Here is an 18139-nt window from a genome sequence, read left to right on the forward strand (position 1 = left end):
CCGTATTACCGCGGCTGCTGGCACGGAGTTAGCCGATCCTTATTCTTCGAGTACATTCAGCTACTTACACGTAAGTAGGTTTATTCCTCGACAAAAGCAGTTTACAACCCATAGGGCAGTCATCCTGCACGCGGCATGGCTGGTTCAGACTTCCGTCCATTGACCAATATTCCTTACTGCTGCCTCCCGTAGGAGTCTGGTCCGTGTCTCAGTACCAGTGTGGGGGATTCTCCTCTCAGAGCCCCTAGACATCGTAGCCTTGGTAAGCCGTTACCTTACCAACTAGCTAATGTCACGCGAGCCCATCCATATCCTATAAATATTTAAATACAAAACCATGCGATTCCGTATTGTTATGCGGTGTTAATCCGACTTTCGCCGGGCTATACCCCTGATATGGGTAGGTTGCTCACGCGTTACGCACCCGTGCGCCACTCTCACCAAAATAAAGCAAGCTTTACCTTGGATCCCGTTCGACTTGCATGTATTAGGCCTGCCGCTAGCGTTCATCCTGAGCCAGGATCAAACTCTCCATTGTAAAAATGAATTGTTAGAAACCTAACTATTTATAAAATAATTAGAATTGTCTTTTTTTAATATCTAATTTGAACTGACTAGGTTATTTGTTAACTTTCGTTAGTATAACCAACTACTCGTTACGTTTTCATGATCATTTTCTTAAAGAACTTCTCTCGCCGCCGCGTCGCGCTTTGGCTATATATTTTCCCTATCGCTAGGTTAAACTTAATCTTATTTGTTTCATACATCCTTGCGATGTATGCCCTTCGTTTCGGTTGGGACTGCAAAGGTAGAAAAGCTTTTTGATTTTCCAAAATAAATTTTACTTTATTTTTTCTAGCTCCTCTTTCGTTAAATTTAGAAAAAACCGCATTTATAATGCCGCTATCCTTGTTTTTAACCCTTTATTTCAATCGTCCCTCCCTTGCGGAGTGGTGCAAAGATAGAAGTTTTATACCCCTACTTCCAAATGTTTTTAGCTTATTTATTACGGGTTTTCCTTAAGTACTTGATAACGATACTAGATAATCTTTCCTTGGGTCCGTTTTTGAGTCGGAAATAGGCGGTTTTGATAGAGAATTAGGGCTGTTATATAGGATGCGACCCCGCGGGGGTTGTTATATGGATTCTTATATCTTGGCTATAATGATGTCAATCCGCTGGATTGAATTGCTGGTTATTTATTTTATACTCCCCTCCCCTATTTATCATGCTATCCTTCGACAGGCTCAGGATGACAAGTCGAAATACCGTCTTAGAAAGGCTTACTCCTATATATAAGGAATACTAGGTTTTACATCTCTCCATTTAATTACAAGACTTATCTATTTTGCACTCCCTTTCCCAAGTTGTCATGCTGAGCTTGTCGAAGCATCCTGTTAGAACGGTTTACTTGCACTGTCTATCGTCCTCGTTTGAAACGAGGATGCCAGAGCATAGCGTTTGCAACGCTGATTGGAGTCTTTTGCTTAATTATAGTACGTGCCCTTAGCCAGGACAGGGCTTCACACTTTTTCTTGATGAAAAGGGTGGCAAAAATCAAGGCTGGCAGAAGCTGCTATCTCCACTTGTAAATTCCGGAACAAAACGAACTCGCTGCGCTCAGACAAAGTTTTGTTCTTGCGGAATTTACCGCACTACGATTTTACGCAGCAGATGCCTAGGCCTTTTTCTTAGCAAAGCAAGTCAGTTCTGTTTTGCAACACATTTCGGCTTTGAACTTATCCTTCTTTTTATACTTATGGAACCCTTCGACAAGCTCAGGGTGACACAGCGGCCATTAGCGCATATAGTATATGTATTCCTTATATATGTATTCCTTTTGTTATATAACGATGAGGGATTGTTGAATACTAATTGCGCTAGGGATTGGAGCGATTGTTTGAGCTCTTTTGTTTTGGGGCTCGAGCGATACGCGAGGGGAACCACAAAATAAAAAGCGAGTGCGGAAAGCCCGACGTAGGGGCGTAATTTAAAAACGCCCCTAACGGAGCGCCCTTATTATTCTTTATATGTATCTTTTATGTTCTAGAATGCGGATAGGCCTGTGATGTCTTGCCCAGTGATGAGTAGGTGTACGTCGTGTGTACCTTCGTAGGTGATGACGGATTCGAGGTTCATCATGTGGCGCATCAATGGATAATCGCCAACAATGCCCATAGCGCCGAGCATCTGTCGTGCTTCTCGTGCTACTTGCAGTGCCATCTGTACATTATTACGCTTGGCCATGGAAATTTGTTGCGGCGTGGCTCTTCCTTCATTTTTTAATATGCCAAGGCGCCACGATAGCAGCTGTGCTTTGGTAATTTCCGTGAGCATTTCGGCCATCTTTTTTTGTTGCAGCTGGAACGATGCGATGGGTTTACCAAATTGCTCACGCTCGATTGCATAGCGAACTGCCGTTTGATAGCAATCTACCGCAGCACCGATAGCGCCCCAAGAAATACCATAGCGCGCAGAATTGAGGCATGATAATGGTCCGCGCATACTATCTACGGCTGGCAGAATGGATTCTTTTTTTATATATACGTTATCAAAAACGAGCTCTCCGGTGCGGGAAGCACGCAATGACCATTTGTTGCCTGTTTCTATTCGTGTAAATCCTTCAGTATCCTTTTCGACGAGTACGCCACGCACTTTTCCAGCATCATCACGTGCCCAAACAATAGCGACATCGCAGACAGGCGCATTGGTTATCCACATTTTCGCTCCTGTCAGGCGGTAACCATCGTCTTCTTTTTTCAGTCGTGTTTCCATGGCTGCTGGATCGGAACCATGGTTGGGCTCTGTGAGTCCGAAAGCACCAATAAGCTCGCCTGTCGCCAAGCGGGGTAAGAATTTTTGCTTTTGTGCTTCGGAGCCGAAGCTAAAGATGGGGTACATAACGAGGGACGATTGCACGGATGCTGCTGAACGGACGGCTGAATCTCCGGCTTCGAGCTCTTGCATAATTAATCCGTAGGAAATTTGGTCTAGCCCTGCTCCTCCATACTGTGTGGGAATATAGGCTCCTAACGCACCAACGGCTCCTAGTTTGCGCATTAAATCGGGAATCTCGCTATGCTGCTGCGCATATGTTTCAATGTGTGGTTTGATTTCTGTTGTTACAAATTCACGGACTGCATTTCTGATAAGTTTATGTTCATCGGTTAACAGTTCATCTAATTGATAATAATCTGCATTTATACGTCTCATGGGCTAGGCTATTCGTTATACCTATAAATATACAAAATATTTAACCGTTTAAAATTTAATGTTTTGAATATTATTCACTATATTCACAGAACAATAGAATAATATAAACCACCTTATGATTGATAACGAATTAAAAACGCTAGGCATTACTGGGCTCGTTGATGGGACATCGACGGGTGGCACTTGGTTTGCCCACGGTGATCACATAATTTCCTATTCTCCAGTAGATGGCAAAGTCATTGGACAGGTCGTTTCCTCCACACAAAAAGACTATGAAGCTGTATTAACCGCAGCGGAAGGAGCAAAAAAAATATGGGCCTCCATTCCTGCTCCTAAGCGCGGTGAAATTGTTCGTCAATTGGGCGACAAACTTCGTGCGCAGAAGGAAGTATTGGGCAAGCTGGTATCTTATGAAATGGGAAAATCCTATCAAGAAGGCTTGGGCGAGGTGCAAGAGATGATTGATATCTGCGATTTTGCTGTTGGGCAATCGCGCCAACTTTATGGATTCACGATACATTCAGAGCGTCCTTCTCATCGCATGTATGAGCAGTACCATCCTATAGGCATTGTTGGTATTATCTCGGCTTTCAACTTTCCGGTGGCTGTTTGGTCGTGGAATGCTGCTTTAGCGTTAATCTGCGGAGATGTCATTGTTTGGAAGGGAAGTGAGAAAACTCCGCTTTGCGCTGTTGCTTGCCAGCGTTTACTGGCGGAGGTTTTGAAGGAAAACAATTTACCAGAAGGCATTTCCTCGTTGGTGACGGGTGGTGCTGAAGTGGGTAAATGGTTAGCTGCTGATAAACGTGTTGCTTTGGTATCGGCTACGGGATCTACGCGTATGGGTAAAGAGGTGGCGGTAACAGTGGCGCAACGTTTAGGTCGTTCGTTATTGGAATTGGGTGGTAACAATGCTATTATTATTACAGAAAAGGCGGATTTGAAGATGACTATTATCGGTGCTGTCTTTGGCGCTGTGGGTACGGCTGGCCAACGCTGTACAAGTACGCGACGCCTAATCATCCACGAAAAAGTATACGAGCAGGTTAAGCAATCACTTGTGGAGGCTTACAAGCAAATTAAGATTGGTGATCCGCTGGATGCTAAACATCATATGGGTCCTTTGATTGATAAAGATGCTGTAGAAAGCTATGTACAGGCTATTGCTAAAATCAAAGCCGAAGGTGGGCATCTTTTGGTTGCTGGTGGCGTTCTTTCTGGCGCGGGCTACGAGAGTGGTTGCTATGTACAGCCTGTTATTGCGGAAGTGGAAAACCACTATGCGATTGTACAGACGGAAACTTTTGCGCCTATTCTTTACTTAATTAAATATGCTGGCGACTTGGATGAAGCTATTCACTTGCAGAATAGTGTTGCGCAAGGTTTGTCGTCCTCCATCATGACGGATAGTCTACGGGAGGCGGAGCATTTCTTGAGCCATAATGGTTCGGACTGTGGTATCGCTAATGTAAATATTGGTACTTCGGGTGCTGAAATCGGTGGTGCCTTTGGTGGTGAGAAGGAAACAGGTGGCGGACGTGAATCGGGCTCTGATGCTTGGAAGGCTTACATGCGCCGTCAAACGAATACAATCAACTATAGTGATAGCTTACCGCTAGCACAGGGTATTAAATTTGATTTTTAAGGATATGAGAACATTACACAAAGAATTATCGAAATATATTTTAGCGGATGGTTTCCCTATTGAGGTTGATTTAGAAAATTCACATGGTTCTTATCTTAAGGACCAGAATGGCGACGAGTATCTGGATATGTTCAGTATGTTCGCCTCCTCACCCATTGGCTATAACCATCCTCACGTAGTGGCACAAAAAGACTTTCTCGGAAAGATGGCTATTAATAAGCCTGCGATGTCGGATACCTACCCTTTTCAATATGCGGATGTGGTGAATACGTTTGCTCGTGTGGCTATTCCTGAAGAGCTATCCTACTGCTTTTTTATCTCTGGTGGCACGCTGGCAGTTGAGAATGCATTGAAAGTTGCTTTCGACTGGCGTACGCGCTTGAATATTTCACGTGGAATACAGGAGGAAGCTTCGCAAGTCATCCACTTCAAGCAGGCTTTTCATGGTCGCTCTGGCTATACGCTTTCGCTGACCAATACGAAGGATCCTCGTAAATATATGTACTTTCCGAAATTTGATTGGCCAAGGATTCTTAATCCGAAGCTTACTTTTCCATTGACGGAAGATTCGATTAACGAAACTATTGAGCTAGAGAAAGAGGCTATTCGCCAAATTGAAGATGCTTTACATAAAAATCCGAATCAGGTAGCTTGCCTTATTATCGAGCCTATACAAGCGGAGGGTGGCGACAATCATTTCCGGAAGGAATTTTTCAAGAAATTGCGCCAGCTATGTGATGATCATGAGATCTTATTGATATTGGACGAGGTACAAACAGGACTGGCGATGACGGGCAAGATGTGGGCTTATCAGCATTACGATATTGTTCCTGATGTTATCGCCTTTGGCAAAAAATCGCAGGTATGCGGTATTTTAGCAAACCGTAAGAAACTGGATCAGGTGGAGCATCATGTTTTTAAAGAGTCGAGCCGTATCAACTCTACGTTTGGCGGTAATTTTATTGATATGCTTCGCTTCAAACTGATTCTTGAGGTTATTGAGCAGGAAAAATTAGTAGACAAAGCGGAGAAAACCGGTAAGTATCTATTGGATCAAGTGAAAGCTTTGGTTCATGCTAAACCGCAACTTAGCAATGCACGAGGGCTAGGCCTTATGGTATCTTTTGATTTTGAAAATAGTGAGCAGCGGGATCTTTTTGTTGACCGTGCCTTTAAGGATAAGTTACTCATCTTGGGCTGTGGCGAAAAAAGTATTCGCTTCCGTCCGCATTTAACGGCTACCATTGCCGATATTGATAAAGCGCTTTCGATTGTTAAACAATCTTTGTAAATGGAAAAAGGGAGCTTTGCGTTTAGCTCCCTTTTCTTTTATACGATATTGCCAGCTAGCGGCAGTTGATTTTCTTCTCTAAAATTACCTTCTTCATCGAGGATAAAAGTCATCGGATTTTCAGGATCTTTAATGATCTCAAAGAGAGTATAGCCCCAAGGCTTCCAGAAGTTTTCTAGAACCTGCCCATAAGTTTTTGCTTGCCAGTTGTCAAAGATTGGTTTTAGCGTCCAATCGTTTAGTGGCATCGGGTCTACATATACTTTTTGTGGTGTTTCCATGAATGTATATTCTGGCAAACGATTAAAAAGGTAGGCCGAATAGAAGTAACGGGCACATATTTCCTCAAACTGAATAGGATGCAAACGCTTGCCTTCTACTTTACTCAAAATATCTTCATGGTAAATCGCATGTGTACCATTATCTTGTAATGTAGCAATCAAGGCGAAGTCTTTCATGCGTAGGGAGAATACCAACGTATTGATTTCATCTCTATAGTTGAACGTTTCTTCTGGATTTTCTACAGGTAGGATAAGTACGGTAAACGGATTTTTATGTTCAAACTCCATCGGCAATATGACAGACTGCAACATCGCGTGGAGGTTACGAAATTTCTGCACTAATGCTTGGGAGAAGTTGATGTCTTCACCAGTTAGCACGGCTTGGCGTACGCCTGCTTGAATTTCGTTGAACACAACGCCGTACAAGATTTTGGCTACCCACTGGAAAAGCACTTCTTGCGATAGCGCCGTTACGCCATCAAAACCTTGCGCCATAGCAGCCTCCACTTGTTCTTCCACTTTGCCAAGGGCAGTTGCTGCTTCTATGGAGCAGGGTAGCTGCAAACTTTTGTAGGTAACAATATTTTCATCCAACATTTTAAAAGGCTTATCTTCAAGATCGAAGGAGCGCATCATCCAAACAGGAAAAACCTGAATCTGCTCATCGGAAGAAACCAAAGGACTGCCTGTCAAGAAACAGCTTTTCTTGTCGAATTTAAAATCTAAAAATGGGTTATAAAGTTTCACTGCCATATAGCTGCAAAGGTATTTCTTTTCACAGATATTCATGTATGACTAATGTCAATAAAGATTGTTCTAGCTTTTATATAAATTTCCTATAGATTTGCACTGTCAAACGTAAAATAATGGCTATTCAACGCGCAGCAACAACTAAAAATAGAAAAAAGAAGAATACTCCAGCGAGCTGGAAACGTAAAGTGGGCATCTGGATAGCCCGTATTGTTTTTATTTTTTTTGGATTCACCCTCTTTTGGGTGTTGCTATTAAAGGTGATGAACCCTCCGGTTACCTACTTACAGCTGCTTCGTGCTTTTGAGCGTAAAACGGACGGCAAGGAATGGAAGATTGAAAAGTCGTGGCTAAACTACGATGAGCTTTCAGACAATTTGAAGCGTGCCGCTATTGGTGGAGAAGATGCTACTTTTTTAGACCATAATGGGTTTGACACCAAGGCGATCATGGAGGCTTTTAAGAAAAACCAAGACGGTAAAAAATTGCGTGGCGGGAGTACCATCAGCCAGCAGGTGGCGAAGAATGTATTTTTGTGGCCTGGTCGCTCATGGGTTCGTAAAGGTTTGGAATCTTACTTCACCGTATTGATTGAGCTTTTTTGGAGTAAGAAGCGTATTTTGGAGATTTACCTCAATGTGATTGAAATGGGGCAAGGTGTCTATGGTGCTGAAGCTGCTTCTCAATATTATTACCATAAATCGGCCAAGAGCCTAAGCAAGAAAGAGGCTGCACTGATTATTGCCATTCTGCCGAGCCCACAAAAATGGGATGCACGCCGACCTTCAACCTACGTAAATAGTAGGGCTAACAATATTGTTCGTTACATGAATTATTATCGGATTCCAGAATAAAGAAAAAGGACAGCTCGGCTGTCCTTTTTTATGCTGCTATAATTAGCTTAATTTTCAAATTTCTCTTCATCGGACCAATCTGCTTGCAACTCGTCAATCTCTCGACGATCTCTTTTTGTTGGGCGACCAGTACCACGATCTCTTTTTAACACTGGAGCATGAAATACCGACTTGAAGGCATGTGTTTCTTCTTCAGGCGTTTGATCAATATAAAACTGTACGGCGGTTTTGGCATCTACACGACGCTCTAAGAGGCCTGTTACTTCAATAATTTTACGATCAGGTCCTTTTTGGATCTGATAGACCTCTCCTACTTTCACAACATAGGAAGCCTTAATATTTTGTCCTTTTAATTTCACTCGTCCCGCCTTGCAGGCTTCTGTTGCTAAACTTCTCGTTTTAAAAATGCGGATAGCCCAGAGGTATTTATCGATTCTTAATTTTTCTGTTTCTGCTGCCATACACAAAAGTACTTTAAATGACCTAATTTTGAATACTGTTTGGCCTTCAATTCCTAAAAATTTGCAATATTTGTAAGATAAGTACAAATACAAACATTATAATCATACATGGAAATTCAAAAACTTCAGAAATTCATAGAAGACGCTTGGGAAGATAGAAACTTATTAGAGTTTAAAGAGTATACAGAGGCTATTCGCACGATTATCCAAAAATTGGATGAAGGCGAGCTTCGCGTTGCTGAACCTATTGGTACACGTTGGCATGTAAACGATTGGATTAAGAAAGCTGTTATCTTATACTTCCCAATCTGTGACATGAAAGAAATCGACAATGGTCCTTTTGTTTACCATGACAAGATGAAGTTGAAAACGAACTACAAGCAAATTGGTGTTCGTGTAGTACCTGGTGCTTCAGCACGCTACGGAGCTTTCTTATCTAAGGGTGTTATCATGATGCCTTCTTACGTAAACATTGGTGCTTATGTAGGTGAAGGTACTATGGTTGACACGTGGGCAACGGTTGGTTCGTGTGCACAAATTGGTAAAAACGTTCACCTGAGTGGTGGTGTTGGTATCGGTGGTGTATTGGAGCCTGTTCAAGCAGCACCAGTTATCATTGAAGACAATGTTTTCGTAGGTTCTCGTGTAATCGTTGTTGAAGGTATTCGCGTAGAAGCAGAAGCTGTATTGGGTGCTAACGTTGTATTGACAGCATCGACTAAAATTATTGATGTATCGGGTGACACACCTGTAGAATATAAAGGTTATGTACCTGCGCGTTCTGTTGTAATCCCGGGTTCATATACAAAGAAATTCCCTGCGGGAGATTTCCAAGTACCTTGTGCATTAATCATTGGTCAGCGTAAAGAGTCTACAGACAAGAAAACGTCGTTGAATGATGCTTTGCGTGATCATAACGTAGCAGTATAATTGCAGATGTACCAACCTTTCGATAGAGACGACTTAAACAAAGCCCTCGAAACACTGAAAAATGGCGGGCTAATTTTGTATCCTACGGATACCATTTGGGGTATTGGTTGTGACGCGACAAATGCGGAAGCTGTTGAGAAGATTTTCGCACTGAAGGGTCGTGACAAGCAAAAGAGTATGATTGTTCTTTTACATAATGACAATCAACTAGCGAGCTATGTTAACGATATTCCCGAAGTGGCTTATAGCCTCATGGAGTATAACGAACGCCCATTGACGATTGTATATTCTAATGCTAAAAACTTAGCAGCGAATGTTCCTGCAGAAGATGGTAGCATTGGTATTCGTGTGGTTAAGCATCCTTTTTGTGAGCATCTGCTACAAAGGTTTAAAAAACCTATTATTTCCACCTCTGCTAATATTAGTGGAGAGCCGTCACCTAAAAGCTTCGCTGATATTTCGGAGCATATTATTGATGGGGTAGATTATGTAGTAGCATACCAACAAGATGCTAAAGGTGATGGTATTTCATCGACAGTGATGAAACTTGACCCGAGTGGTAAATTTGAATTTTTACGTAAATAGATAAAGATGAAAAAAATTGTTCAACTGTTACTTTGTGGTCTTGTGGCCTTTCAAGTAAGTCATGCACAACAAAAAATTGAGCCTGCTAAAGCTGGTGTTCAATATGGTAAGAAAATAGACGCCAAAAATGCTATTTCCTTAAATAAGTTGGCTGATAATTTAAAGAAATCAGAAAACTATACCGGAAAAATTGAAGGAGAAGTCGTTGAAGTCTGTAAAAAGAAAGGATGTTTCTTAACGCTAAAGAGTGACAATGGTGATCCTATATTAGTTCGTTTTACGGACTATGCTTACTTTGTACCGGAAGATTTAATCGGTAAAAAAGTGGCTATCGAAGGACGTGCTAAAGTGAAAGAGACTTCTGTAGAGTGGTTAAAACACTACGCGGAGGATAAAGGTGCTTCTAAAGAAGAGATTGCTAAAATCACAAAGCCAAAAACAGAAATTAGCATTGTTGCTGATGGTGTTTATGTCATCAAATAAATCCTCCTTAACGGGGTAAAAATATTAAGCTGTACATTTTCAATGTGCAGCTTTTTTGTTTCTTACGGTCTCCCTACAACTAGTAACCTTCGGCTTTTATATTCAAGTTTTAGTATCTTCGCTTTGATGAAAAGCTTAAGCACCTACCCCACCCAGAGCATCAACGCTGGTGGTACTTTATTGACATTTGAGAAACCGCTAATTATGGGTATTCTTAATGTCACTCCGGACTCTTTTTTTGATGGCGGTCAACATCAATCTATCGATTTAGCCTTAGCAAAGGCTAAGCAGCTTGTTGACGAAGGTGCTTCCTTAATCGATATTGGTGCCTACTCATCGCGTCCCGGAGCAGCAGAGATTAGTGTTTCGGAAGAGCTTGACCGTGCTATTCCAGCAATTAAAATATTAAGACAACACTTTCCCAGCACTATTTTATCGATTGATACTTTCCGTGCAGAAGTGGCTGAAGCAGCCATTGAAGCAGGAGCACATATCATTAACGATATCTCCGGCGGTACCATGGATGAAAATATGTTTACTACGGTTGCTCGTCTGCAAGTGCCCTATATTCTTATGCATATGCGAGGCACACCTGATACCATGCAGCAACTGACCGACTATGAAGATATTATACATGATGTAGCTTACTTCTTAGCGGATAAAGTTTCGAAGCTACGCGAACTTGGTGTGCGTGACATTATTATAGACCCTGGTTTTGGCTTCGCCAAGAATATAGAACAGAACTACGAGCTTCTCCACCGTATTGATGAGCTTCATTATTTAGGCTTACCAATCTTAGGTGGTCTATCGCGTAAATCTATGATTTATAAGAAACTGAACATAAGCCCTCAAGAATCTTTGTTAGGCACTGTTGCTCTAAACACACTTTTGTTAAGCAAAGGGGTACAGATATTACGTGTTCACGATGTGAAAGAAGCACAGCAATTGGTAGATCTTTTGTTTTAGTTTTATCGCACATCCTACAATAACAAAAAAGCAGTAGTCGAGACTACTGCTTTTATATATCAAGTTAATAAAGAACTGTGTAACTGAATAATACGGATCTTATAATAATTCAAATTTATTCCCCTCTTCCAATTCAACACTAATTTTGATTTTAGCGTCTAAGGCTGCAAAAATTTTTGCTATCGTATTCAAGGATATATTACTATAACCGGACTCAATTTTACTAATCTGTGCTCTCTTAACCCCTACAATATTTCCCAGCTCTTCTTGTGATAATTTTCTTTTCTTTCTAATCTCACGCATCAATTCTTGAAGAACTTCAATTTTAAGTTCATTTTCATATCTATCTCTTCTTTCAGTTCCTATTGAACCTATTAATTCATTTTTAAGTGATGCTAGGCTAGTTAAATTAGTAACACTACCTTGTTTCCCTTTAACTTTTTTCATTTTAATCTAGTTAATTTCGATGAACCTACGAAGTATAAAGTAGGGTAAAAGCTATACTTACCTTATTTATTAATCCCTTTACAGAGATTACCGTCTATTATATATATTATTTGCTTTATCTATTTCCTTCTGAGGAATCTTATTCGTTTTCTTCTTAAAGCCGTGTAGTACAATCACTATTGTGCCGTCATGTCTTTTTTCATGCCTCGTCAGAAATCTTAACCAAAAATCTCGTGTTCCTACTCTGCATTCATAAAGATCTGTTCCCGGCATTTTACTGTAATGATTCCCAAAATATCCTAATACGATTTTATCAAACGTTTTCAGAATCTTGTCTTGTGTAATTTCATCAAATCCTCTAATAAATACCAACACTTCGTTTGTTACTTCTAAATCATACTTACCCATCCTGTATTGATTTAATAAATTAAATATACACAAAATGTTTCCATATTTAGAAACATTTCAAAAACAAGAATTATTGATGTTTTAGATGATAGGGCAAAATATTATGACAAAAGGCCCCTAAAGTATAAAAACATTTAGGGGCCTTGTAGTATTTATATCCTGAGATTTAATTAATCTTCAAGATTAAAGAATGCGATTAACGAACGCTACTTCCGGGTTTGATAGCTGTTGGCGGACTTACAAAATCTAAACGGCCATCAGCATCCTCTGCCATCAAGATCATCCCTTGCGAGGTGATTCCTTTAATTTCGCGCGGCTCTAAGTTTACTAGAATAGATACTTGTTTACCTACAATATCTTCTGGAGCGAAATATTCTGCGATACCAGAAACTACTGTACGCTGATCAATACCAGTATCGATTTTAAGCTTCAACAATTTCTTTGTTTTCGCTACTTTCTCTGCTTCCAAAATTGTTCCTACGCGGATATCCATTTTCAAGAAGTCGTCATAGCTGATATTTGGTTTCGCAGGCTCGGCTGTTGCTAATGCTTGTGCATTACGTGCTTTAGCATCGGCTAATTTCTGCAATTGGAATTCGACTTGCTCATCTGTTATTTTTTCAAACAACAAGGAAGCTTCACCCAATATATGTCCTACAGGAAGAATATCTGCAGCGCCAACTTTATCCCATCCTTGTTTATCAATATTCAACATATTGAATAACTTGTCGGATGTTTTAGGTAAAAACGGTTGTGCTAAAACAGCTAAGTTAGCCACGATTTGTGTAGCAACATACAATACTGTTTTTACACGCTCAGGATCTTCTTTGTATACTTTCCAAGGCTCTTCATCTGCTAGGTATTTATTACCCAAGCGTGCCGCATTCATAAAATGCCCTAAAGCCTCACGGAAACGGTACTGACTAATAGAGTTTGTAATTTCCGTAGGGAAAGATTTCAATTCGTTTAATGTTTGCTCATCTTGTGCATTCAACGGAGAACCGATACTTAAGGCACCATCGAAGTATTTATGTGACAATACCATCACACGATTTACAAAGTTACCTAGGATAGCCACAAGCTCATTGTTTACACGTGCTTGAAAGTCTTTCCATGTGAACTCACTATCAGAAGTTTCAGGCAAAATAGACGTCAACACATAACGCAACTCATCTTGCTTACCAGGGAACTCCTCCAAATACTCGTGTAACCAAACAGCATGGTTACGTGAAGTCGATAATTTATCGCCTTCTAAGTTCAAGAATTCGTTGGCTGGTACGTTTTCTGGAAGGATATATTCTCCGTGTGCATGTAAGATTGCTGGGAAAATAATACAGTGGAATACGATATTATCTTTTCCAATAAAATGGATTAAGGTAGAATCATCAGCTTCATTGCTTTGCTTCTTCCAGTAATGTTCCCAGTTTTTATTATTATCGATTGCCCATTGCTTTGTAGCCGAGATATAACCAATAGGTGCATCTAACCATACATACAATTTCTTGCCTGCTGCTTCTTCCAAAGGCACATCAACTCCCCAGTCTAAATCGCGGGTCATTGAACGTGGTTGCAATCCTGATTTTAACCAAGATTGACATTGGCCGAAAACATTAGATTTCAAGATATCTTTCTTGCCTTCAATTAGCCATTTCTCTAACCATGGTTGGTATTTATCCAAAGGTAAATACCAGTGTTTCGTTTCTTTCAACACAGGCGTTTTGCCACTCAATGTAGATTTAGGGTTTATTAAATCCGTAGGATTTAAAGAAGTACCACATTTCTCACACTGGTCACCGTAAGCACCTTCGTTATGACAATGCGGGCATGTACCTACAATATAACGATCGGCTAAAAACTGATGAAAGTCTTCATCATAGTATTGCTCGGAAAACTTCTCAATAAACTCTCCTTTTTCATAGAGATTAAGGAAGAACTCTTGCGACAATTCGTGGTGAATTTTCTCTGAAGTACGGTGATATATATCAAACTGAATACCGAAATCTTCAAAGCTTTCTTTAATTTGTTTATTATACTTATCGATAATCTGTTGAGGAGTAACCCCCTCTTTTTTTGCTTTTATAGTGATGGCAGCTCCATGTTCATCGGAACCACATACATAAACAACATCCTTATTGTTTAAGCGCAAGAATCGCGCAAAGATATCGCCAGGAATATAAGCGCCTGCTAAGTGCCCGATATGTAATGGACCGTTAGCGTAAGGCAAGGCTGAGGTAAGCGTATAGCGATTTTTAGATAAAATACTCAAGGTATATGAATTTTAAGTAATACGACTAAAAAAAGAAACAAAAGTCTTGTTTCTTTGACAAAGATAACTCAATTTGCGATTAAAATAAGCGAGTAGCATGAAAATACCTGAATTTCTTAAGAAAGGCGATAAAGTAGCCATTGTCTGTCCAGCGAGCTATATAAAAGGGAACATCGACCTAGCCCTCACCATATTAAAAGATTGGGGTTTAGTGGTTGAAGTGGGCGCAACAGTAAGTAGTCAATTTCACCAGTTTGGAGGTACCGATGCACTGCGCACGCAGGATTTACAAAAGGCACTCGACAATCCGGAAATTAAAGCTGTATTTGCTGCTCGTGGTGGTTACGGCACCGTCCGCATTATCGACCATCTTGACTTCAGCACATTCGCTAAAAATCCGAAATGGCTGATTGGCTTTAGTGACATCACGGTTTTGCATAGCCATATTCACAACCAACTGGGGGTTGCTACATTACACGGGCAGATGCCTAAGTCTTTTGACGACTCTTCGAAGGAAGCTTTGGAATCTCTACATCGCGCACTCTTCGGCGGTAAGATGGACTATAGCTATGAGCAAACCGACTTTCCTAACCGTTCGGGAGATGGAACAGGTGAGCTTATTGGGGGTAATTTGGCGATATTACAAAGTATCTTGAGTTCTCCTTCTGATGGTAGTTATGATGGAAAAGTTCTTTTCATCGAGGATGTAGGCGAGTCATTTTATAATATTGATCGGATGCTATGGACCTTAAAGCGTGCACAAAAACTAGATAAGCTGGCCGGCTTAATCGTTGGTGGCTTCACATCGCTAAAAGATAGCGAGCCTCCTTTTGGTCAGCGCTTCGAAGAAATTATCCTAGATAAGGTACAAGAATTTAACTACCCTGTTGCTTTTGGTTATCCTGCTGGACATATCGATAATAACCATACTTTGGTGATGGGCGCCAAAATCGAGCTTTCAGTAAAAAACGAAGAAACTTCAGTGAAATACATAACTGACTAGTTGAAAATTCGGTTTTTTCGATTTTAATATTTGCAATGATTCCCGCGAAGCGGTAAAACTATTGGTTTTATAAAATTTTATAAGGTATAAATTCATAATATTTAAACATATTTATTCAATTCTTTACGAAAAATATCCGTGAGTCTGTTCCTCCTGATATTCTCCATAACTTTGCCGTAGTAAAAAAAATTATGATATGGTAATGGAAATGGGACAACCAAATCCACTGAACACCAGCGATAGTTTAGACAGTTTAGCAGCAACGGTTCACTTGAACTTAGATGCACAAACATTAGTCGAACAAACTATTCAACGCGGGCAGGGAAAATTAAGTGACCACGGGGCACTATGTATTGAAACGGGTAAATTTACAGGACGCTCACCTAAAGACCGTTTTATTGTTGAAGATGATTACACCAGATCTGTCGTGGATTGGGGAGATATTAATATCCCAGTAACTACAGCTGTTTTTGATAATCTGTTTCAGAAAATGGAGCAGTATTTAAAAGACAAAGAAGTATGGGTTCGTCAATGTTTCGCCGGTGCCGATTCAGGTTACCGTCTTAACGTTACTGTTATCAATACGCTACCATGGGCTAATCTATTCTGCCACCACCTCTTCTTGAGACCTACAGCGGCAGAGCTAACGAACTTCAGTCCGGAGTGGACCATCGTTCAGATTCCAGAATTTCTAGCAGATCCTGAAGTAGACGGCACACGCCAGTCTAACTTTTCTATTATCAATTTCACGAAGAAAATGATTTTGATTGGTGGAACAGGTTATACTGGAGAGATGAAGAAAGGTATCTTCTCTGTATTAAACTGCATCCTTCCGAACGAACACCAGGTATTACCTATGCACTGTTCAGCTAATGAAGGTGACAATGGCGATAGCGCTCTTTTCTTCGGATTGAGTGGCACGGGTAAGACTACGCTTTCAGCGGATGTTAAACGTCAGTTGATTGGTGATGATGAACATGGATGGACAGACAATAGCATATTTAACTTTGAAGGTGGTTGTTATGCAAAATGTATAGACCTAACGGAGGAAAAAGAGCCTGAAATCTTTGCTGCGATTCGTGAGACGACATTATTGGAGAATATCCAATTCTTCCCTGACACTAATACGGTTAATTATGCAGATACAACGACTACAGAAAATACACGTGCTGCCTATCCGATTAATTTTATCGAAAATGCGAAAGAGGTATCTATAAGTAATGTTCCTAAGAACATCTTCTTCTTGACCTGTGATGCTTTTGGGGTATTGCCTCCAATTTCAAAGCTAACAAAAGCGCAAGCTATGTATCACTTTATTTCGGGTTACACGGCTAAGGTTGCAGGAACAGAGGTTGGCGTTACGGAACCACAAACAACATTCTCTGCTTGTTTTGGTAAAGTATTCTTACCGCTACACCCGACACGCTATGCGGAACTATTGGGTGATAAATTAGATAAGCATACAGATGTTAATGTGTGGTTGATAAATACGGGATGGACTGCTGGAGCTTTTGGCACAGGAAACCGTATTAGCTTGAAATATACACGAGCAATGGTTCAAGCAGCTATTGAAGGTGAATTAAATGACGTTAGTTACACTGCACATCCTATTTTCGGTGTCTTGATGCCAGATAGCTGTGCTAATGTACCTACAGAATTATTGGATCCTAAGAAAACTTGGGCTGACCAAGAGGCATACGATAAACAAGCTAAAGCATTGGCTTCTTTATTTATCAAAAACTTTGAAAACTATGCAGACAAGGCTAACGCTGAAATTCGCAGCGCCTCTCCTATTGTATAGTATAAAATTACCCATAAATAAAAAAGCCACGCTAGCGTGGCTTTTTTAATAAACAAATTAGTCAATTTTAAAGTCCTTAGCCCATATTAATTTCTCATCCAAAATATTTTGTTCCCATTCAGCTGCCGATAGTCCATTGGAAACACCTGCATAGTCATCCTGCATAAACGAACCTGGAAAAGCGGTTCGGAAGAAGAAATCATAGGAGCCTGCGATAATCCCTTTACTTGGCAGGTAAACAAAACGATTTATACCCGTAGCATAACTATAGCCATGTGTTTGATTATCTGGCGCGAAAGTCCAATATTGATAAGCCTTTTCACCGTTAACAATAAGATTTTTAGAGAGGTATTCTTTCCATGAACGCCATCCTTCGGAGTAGATAACTTCATTCATCCCTGGATAAAAACTCTTTACAGCATCAAAATCGAAATCCTTTACTTCCGAAGCTTTAATAAAGTCCGTAATGGTAACGATTTCTTCTCTTGGATTTAAGGCACCGTAAGATGAATTAAAAATGGGATTTATGGCTCTGTACTCAAACAGTTCCATTAAACAATATGGTGCAAAATAATACTTGCCCTGCTCCTTTTTCACCAATACATATTCATTCATGAATTTGCGTTGCATATGTTTCATCCCTTCTACATAACCAAGGTAAGGCGTAAATAAATACTGTAAATCGATTGGAGGTATGGCGTCAGCCAAAATTGTCGTATCCTTTATTTCTTTCCACAAAGTCCCATCTTTAAAAT

Annotated in this window: 16 protein-coding genes and 1 rRNA gene; 9 read left to right on the plus strand and 8 right to left on the minus strand. The window is 40.5% G+C overall.

The window, feature by feature from the left end; translation table 11 throughout:
- Together WH223_RS01940 and WH223_RS01945 are read right to left on the minus strand one after the other, a co-directional pair.
- Positions 1 to 538: ribosomal RNA gene (locus WH223_RS01940) — 16S ribosomal RNA — on the minus strand; the annotation flags it as partial.
- A gap of 1508 nt (positions 539 to 2046) precedes the next feature.
- On the minus strand, positions 2047 to 3213 hold the full coding sequence (locus WH223_RS01945) for an acyl-CoA dehydrogenase family protein (protein ID WP_340045840.1): 1167 nt from the start codon (positions 3211 to 3213) through the stop codon (positions 2047 to 2049).
- Between the two features lie 115 nt (positions 3214 to 3328).
- Here WH223_RS01945 and amaB point away from each other — a divergent pair, with 115 nt between their 5' ends.
- The gene (gene amaB / locus WH223_RS01950) at positions 3329 to 4858 is read left to right on the plus strand and encodes an L-piperidine-6-carboxylate dehydrogenase (RefSeq protein WP_340045841.1); all 1530 of its coding nucleotides are present in this window, start codon (positions 3329 to 3331) and stop codon (positions 4856 to 4858) included.
- A 4-nt stretch (positions 4859 to 4862) separates the two neighbouring features.
- The gene (gene lat, locus WH223_RS01955; protein WP_340045842.1) at positions 4863 to 6149 is read left to right on the plus strand and encodes an L-lysine 6-transaminase; all 1287 of its coding nucleotides are present in this window, start codon (positions 4863 to 4865) and stop codon (positions 6147 to 6149) included.
- Positions 6150 to 6187: 38 nt separating this feature from the next.
- Here lat and WH223_RS01960 read toward each other — a convergent pair whose 3' ends face one another.
- On the minus strand, positions 6188 to 7183 hold the full coding sequence (locus tag WH223_RS01960) for a hypothetical protein (RefSeq protein WP_340045844.1): 996 nt from the start codon (positions 7181 to 7183) through the stop codon (positions 6188 to 6190).
- 113 nt (positions 7184 to 7296) lie between these two features.
- On the opposite strand from WH223_RS01960, the gene mtgA reads away from it, so the two are divergent.
- A complete protein-coding gene (gene mtgA / locus WH223_RS01965) occupies positions 7297 to 8034 on the plus strand; it encodes a monofunctional biosynthetic peptidoglycan transglycosylase (RefSeq protein WP_340045845.1) in 738 nt (245 codons plus the stop codon).
- A gap of 47 nt (positions 8035 to 8081) precedes the next feature.
- Here mtgA and WH223_RS01970 read toward each other — a convergent pair whose 3' ends face one another.
- A complete protein-coding gene (locus WH223_RS01970; RefSeq protein WP_340045846.1) occupies positions 8082 to 8495 on the minus strand; it encodes an RNA-binding S4 domain-containing protein in 414 nt (137 codons plus the stop codon).
- A gap of 108 nt (positions 8496 to 8603) precedes the next feature.
- On the opposite strand from WH223_RS01970, the gene WH223_RS01975 reads away from it, so the two are divergent.
- The 4 genes from WH223_RS01975 to folP all read left to right on the plus strand — a co-directional run bounded on the left by WH223_RS01975 (position 8604) and on the right by folP (position 11459).
- Entirely contained in the window at positions 8604 to 9425 is an 822-nt protein-coding gene (locus tag WH223_RS01975; protein WP_340045847.1) for a 2,3,4,5-tetrahydropyridine-2,6-dicarboxylate N-succinyltransferase, read from the plus strand.
- Positions 9426 to 9431: 6 nt separating this feature from the next.
- On the plus strand, positions 9432 to 10010 hold the full coding sequence (locus WH223_RS01980; protein ID WP_340045848.1) for an L-threonylcarbamoyladenylate synthase: 579 nt from the start codon (positions 9432 to 9434) through the stop codon (positions 10008 to 10010).
- Positions 10011 to 10016: 6 nt separating this feature from the next.
- Entirely contained in the window at positions 10017 to 10493 is a 477-nt protein-coding gene (locus WH223_RS01985; RefSeq protein WP_340045849.1) for a DUF4920 domain-containing protein, read from the plus strand.
- Positions 10494 to 10619: 126 nt separating this feature from the next.
- Positions 10620 to 11459 carry a dihydropteroate synthase gene (folP, locus tag WH223_RS01990; protein WP_340046039.1) on the plus strand — a complete coding sequence of 280 codons (840 nt, stop codon included), beginning with the start codon at positions 10620 to 10622 and terminating at the stop codon, positions 11457 to 11459.
- Positions 11460 to 11558: 99 nt separating this feature from the next.
- On the opposite strand, the gene WH223_RS01995 is transcribed toward folP, so the two are convergent.
- The 3 genes from WH223_RS01995 to metG form a co-directional block, all read right to left on the minus strand.
- The gene (locus WH223_RS01995) at positions 11559 to 11906 is read right to left on the minus strand and encodes a helix-turn-helix domain-containing protein (protein ID WP_340045850.1); all 348 of its coding nucleotides are present in this window, start codon (positions 11904 to 11906) and stop codon (positions 11559 to 11561) included.
- Between the two features lie 87 nt (positions 11907 to 11993).
- A complete protein-coding gene (locus WH223_RS02000) occupies positions 11994 to 12314 on the minus strand; it encodes a type II toxin-antitoxin system RelE/ParE family toxin (RefSeq protein ID WP_340045851.1) in 321 nt (106 codons plus the stop codon).
- Positions 12315 to 12510: 196 nt separating this feature from the next.
- Positions 12511 to 14580, minus strand: a complete 2070-nt coding sequence (gene metG, locus WH223_RS02005; RefSeq protein ID WP_340045852.1) for a methionine--tRNA ligase — start codon at positions 14578 to 14580, stop codon at positions 12511 to 12513.
- Positions 14581 to 14677: 97 nt separating this feature from the next.
- Here metG and WH223_RS02010 point away from each other — a divergent pair, with 97 nt between their 5' ends.
- Entirely contained in the window at positions 14678 to 15583 is a 906-nt protein-coding gene (locus tag WH223_RS02010) for a S66 peptidase family protein (RefSeq protein WP_340045853.1), read from the plus strand.
- A 196-nt stretch (positions 15584 to 15779) separates the two neighbouring features.
- The gene (pckA, locus tag WH223_RS02015; RefSeq protein WP_340045854.1) at positions 15780 to 17384 is read left to right on the plus strand and encodes a phosphoenolpyruvate carboxykinase (ATP); all 1605 of its coding nucleotides are present in this window, start codon (positions 15780 to 15782) and stop codon (positions 17382 to 17384) included.
- Between the two features lie 57 nt (positions 17385 to 17441).
- On the opposite strand, the gene WH223_RS02020 is transcribed toward pckA, so the two are convergent.
- Positions 17442 to 18122, minus strand: a complete 681-nt coding sequence (locus tag WH223_RS02020) for a hypothetical protein (protein ID WP_340045855.1) — start codon at positions 18120 to 18122, stop codon at positions 17442 to 17444.
- Positions 18123 to 18139: the final 17 nt, after the last annotated feature.

Source organism: Sphingobacterium sp. MYb382 (genome assembly GCF_037572665.1).
Lineage (GTDB): Bacteria > Bacteroidota > Bacteroidia > Sphingobacteriales > Sphingobacteriaceae > Sphingobacterium.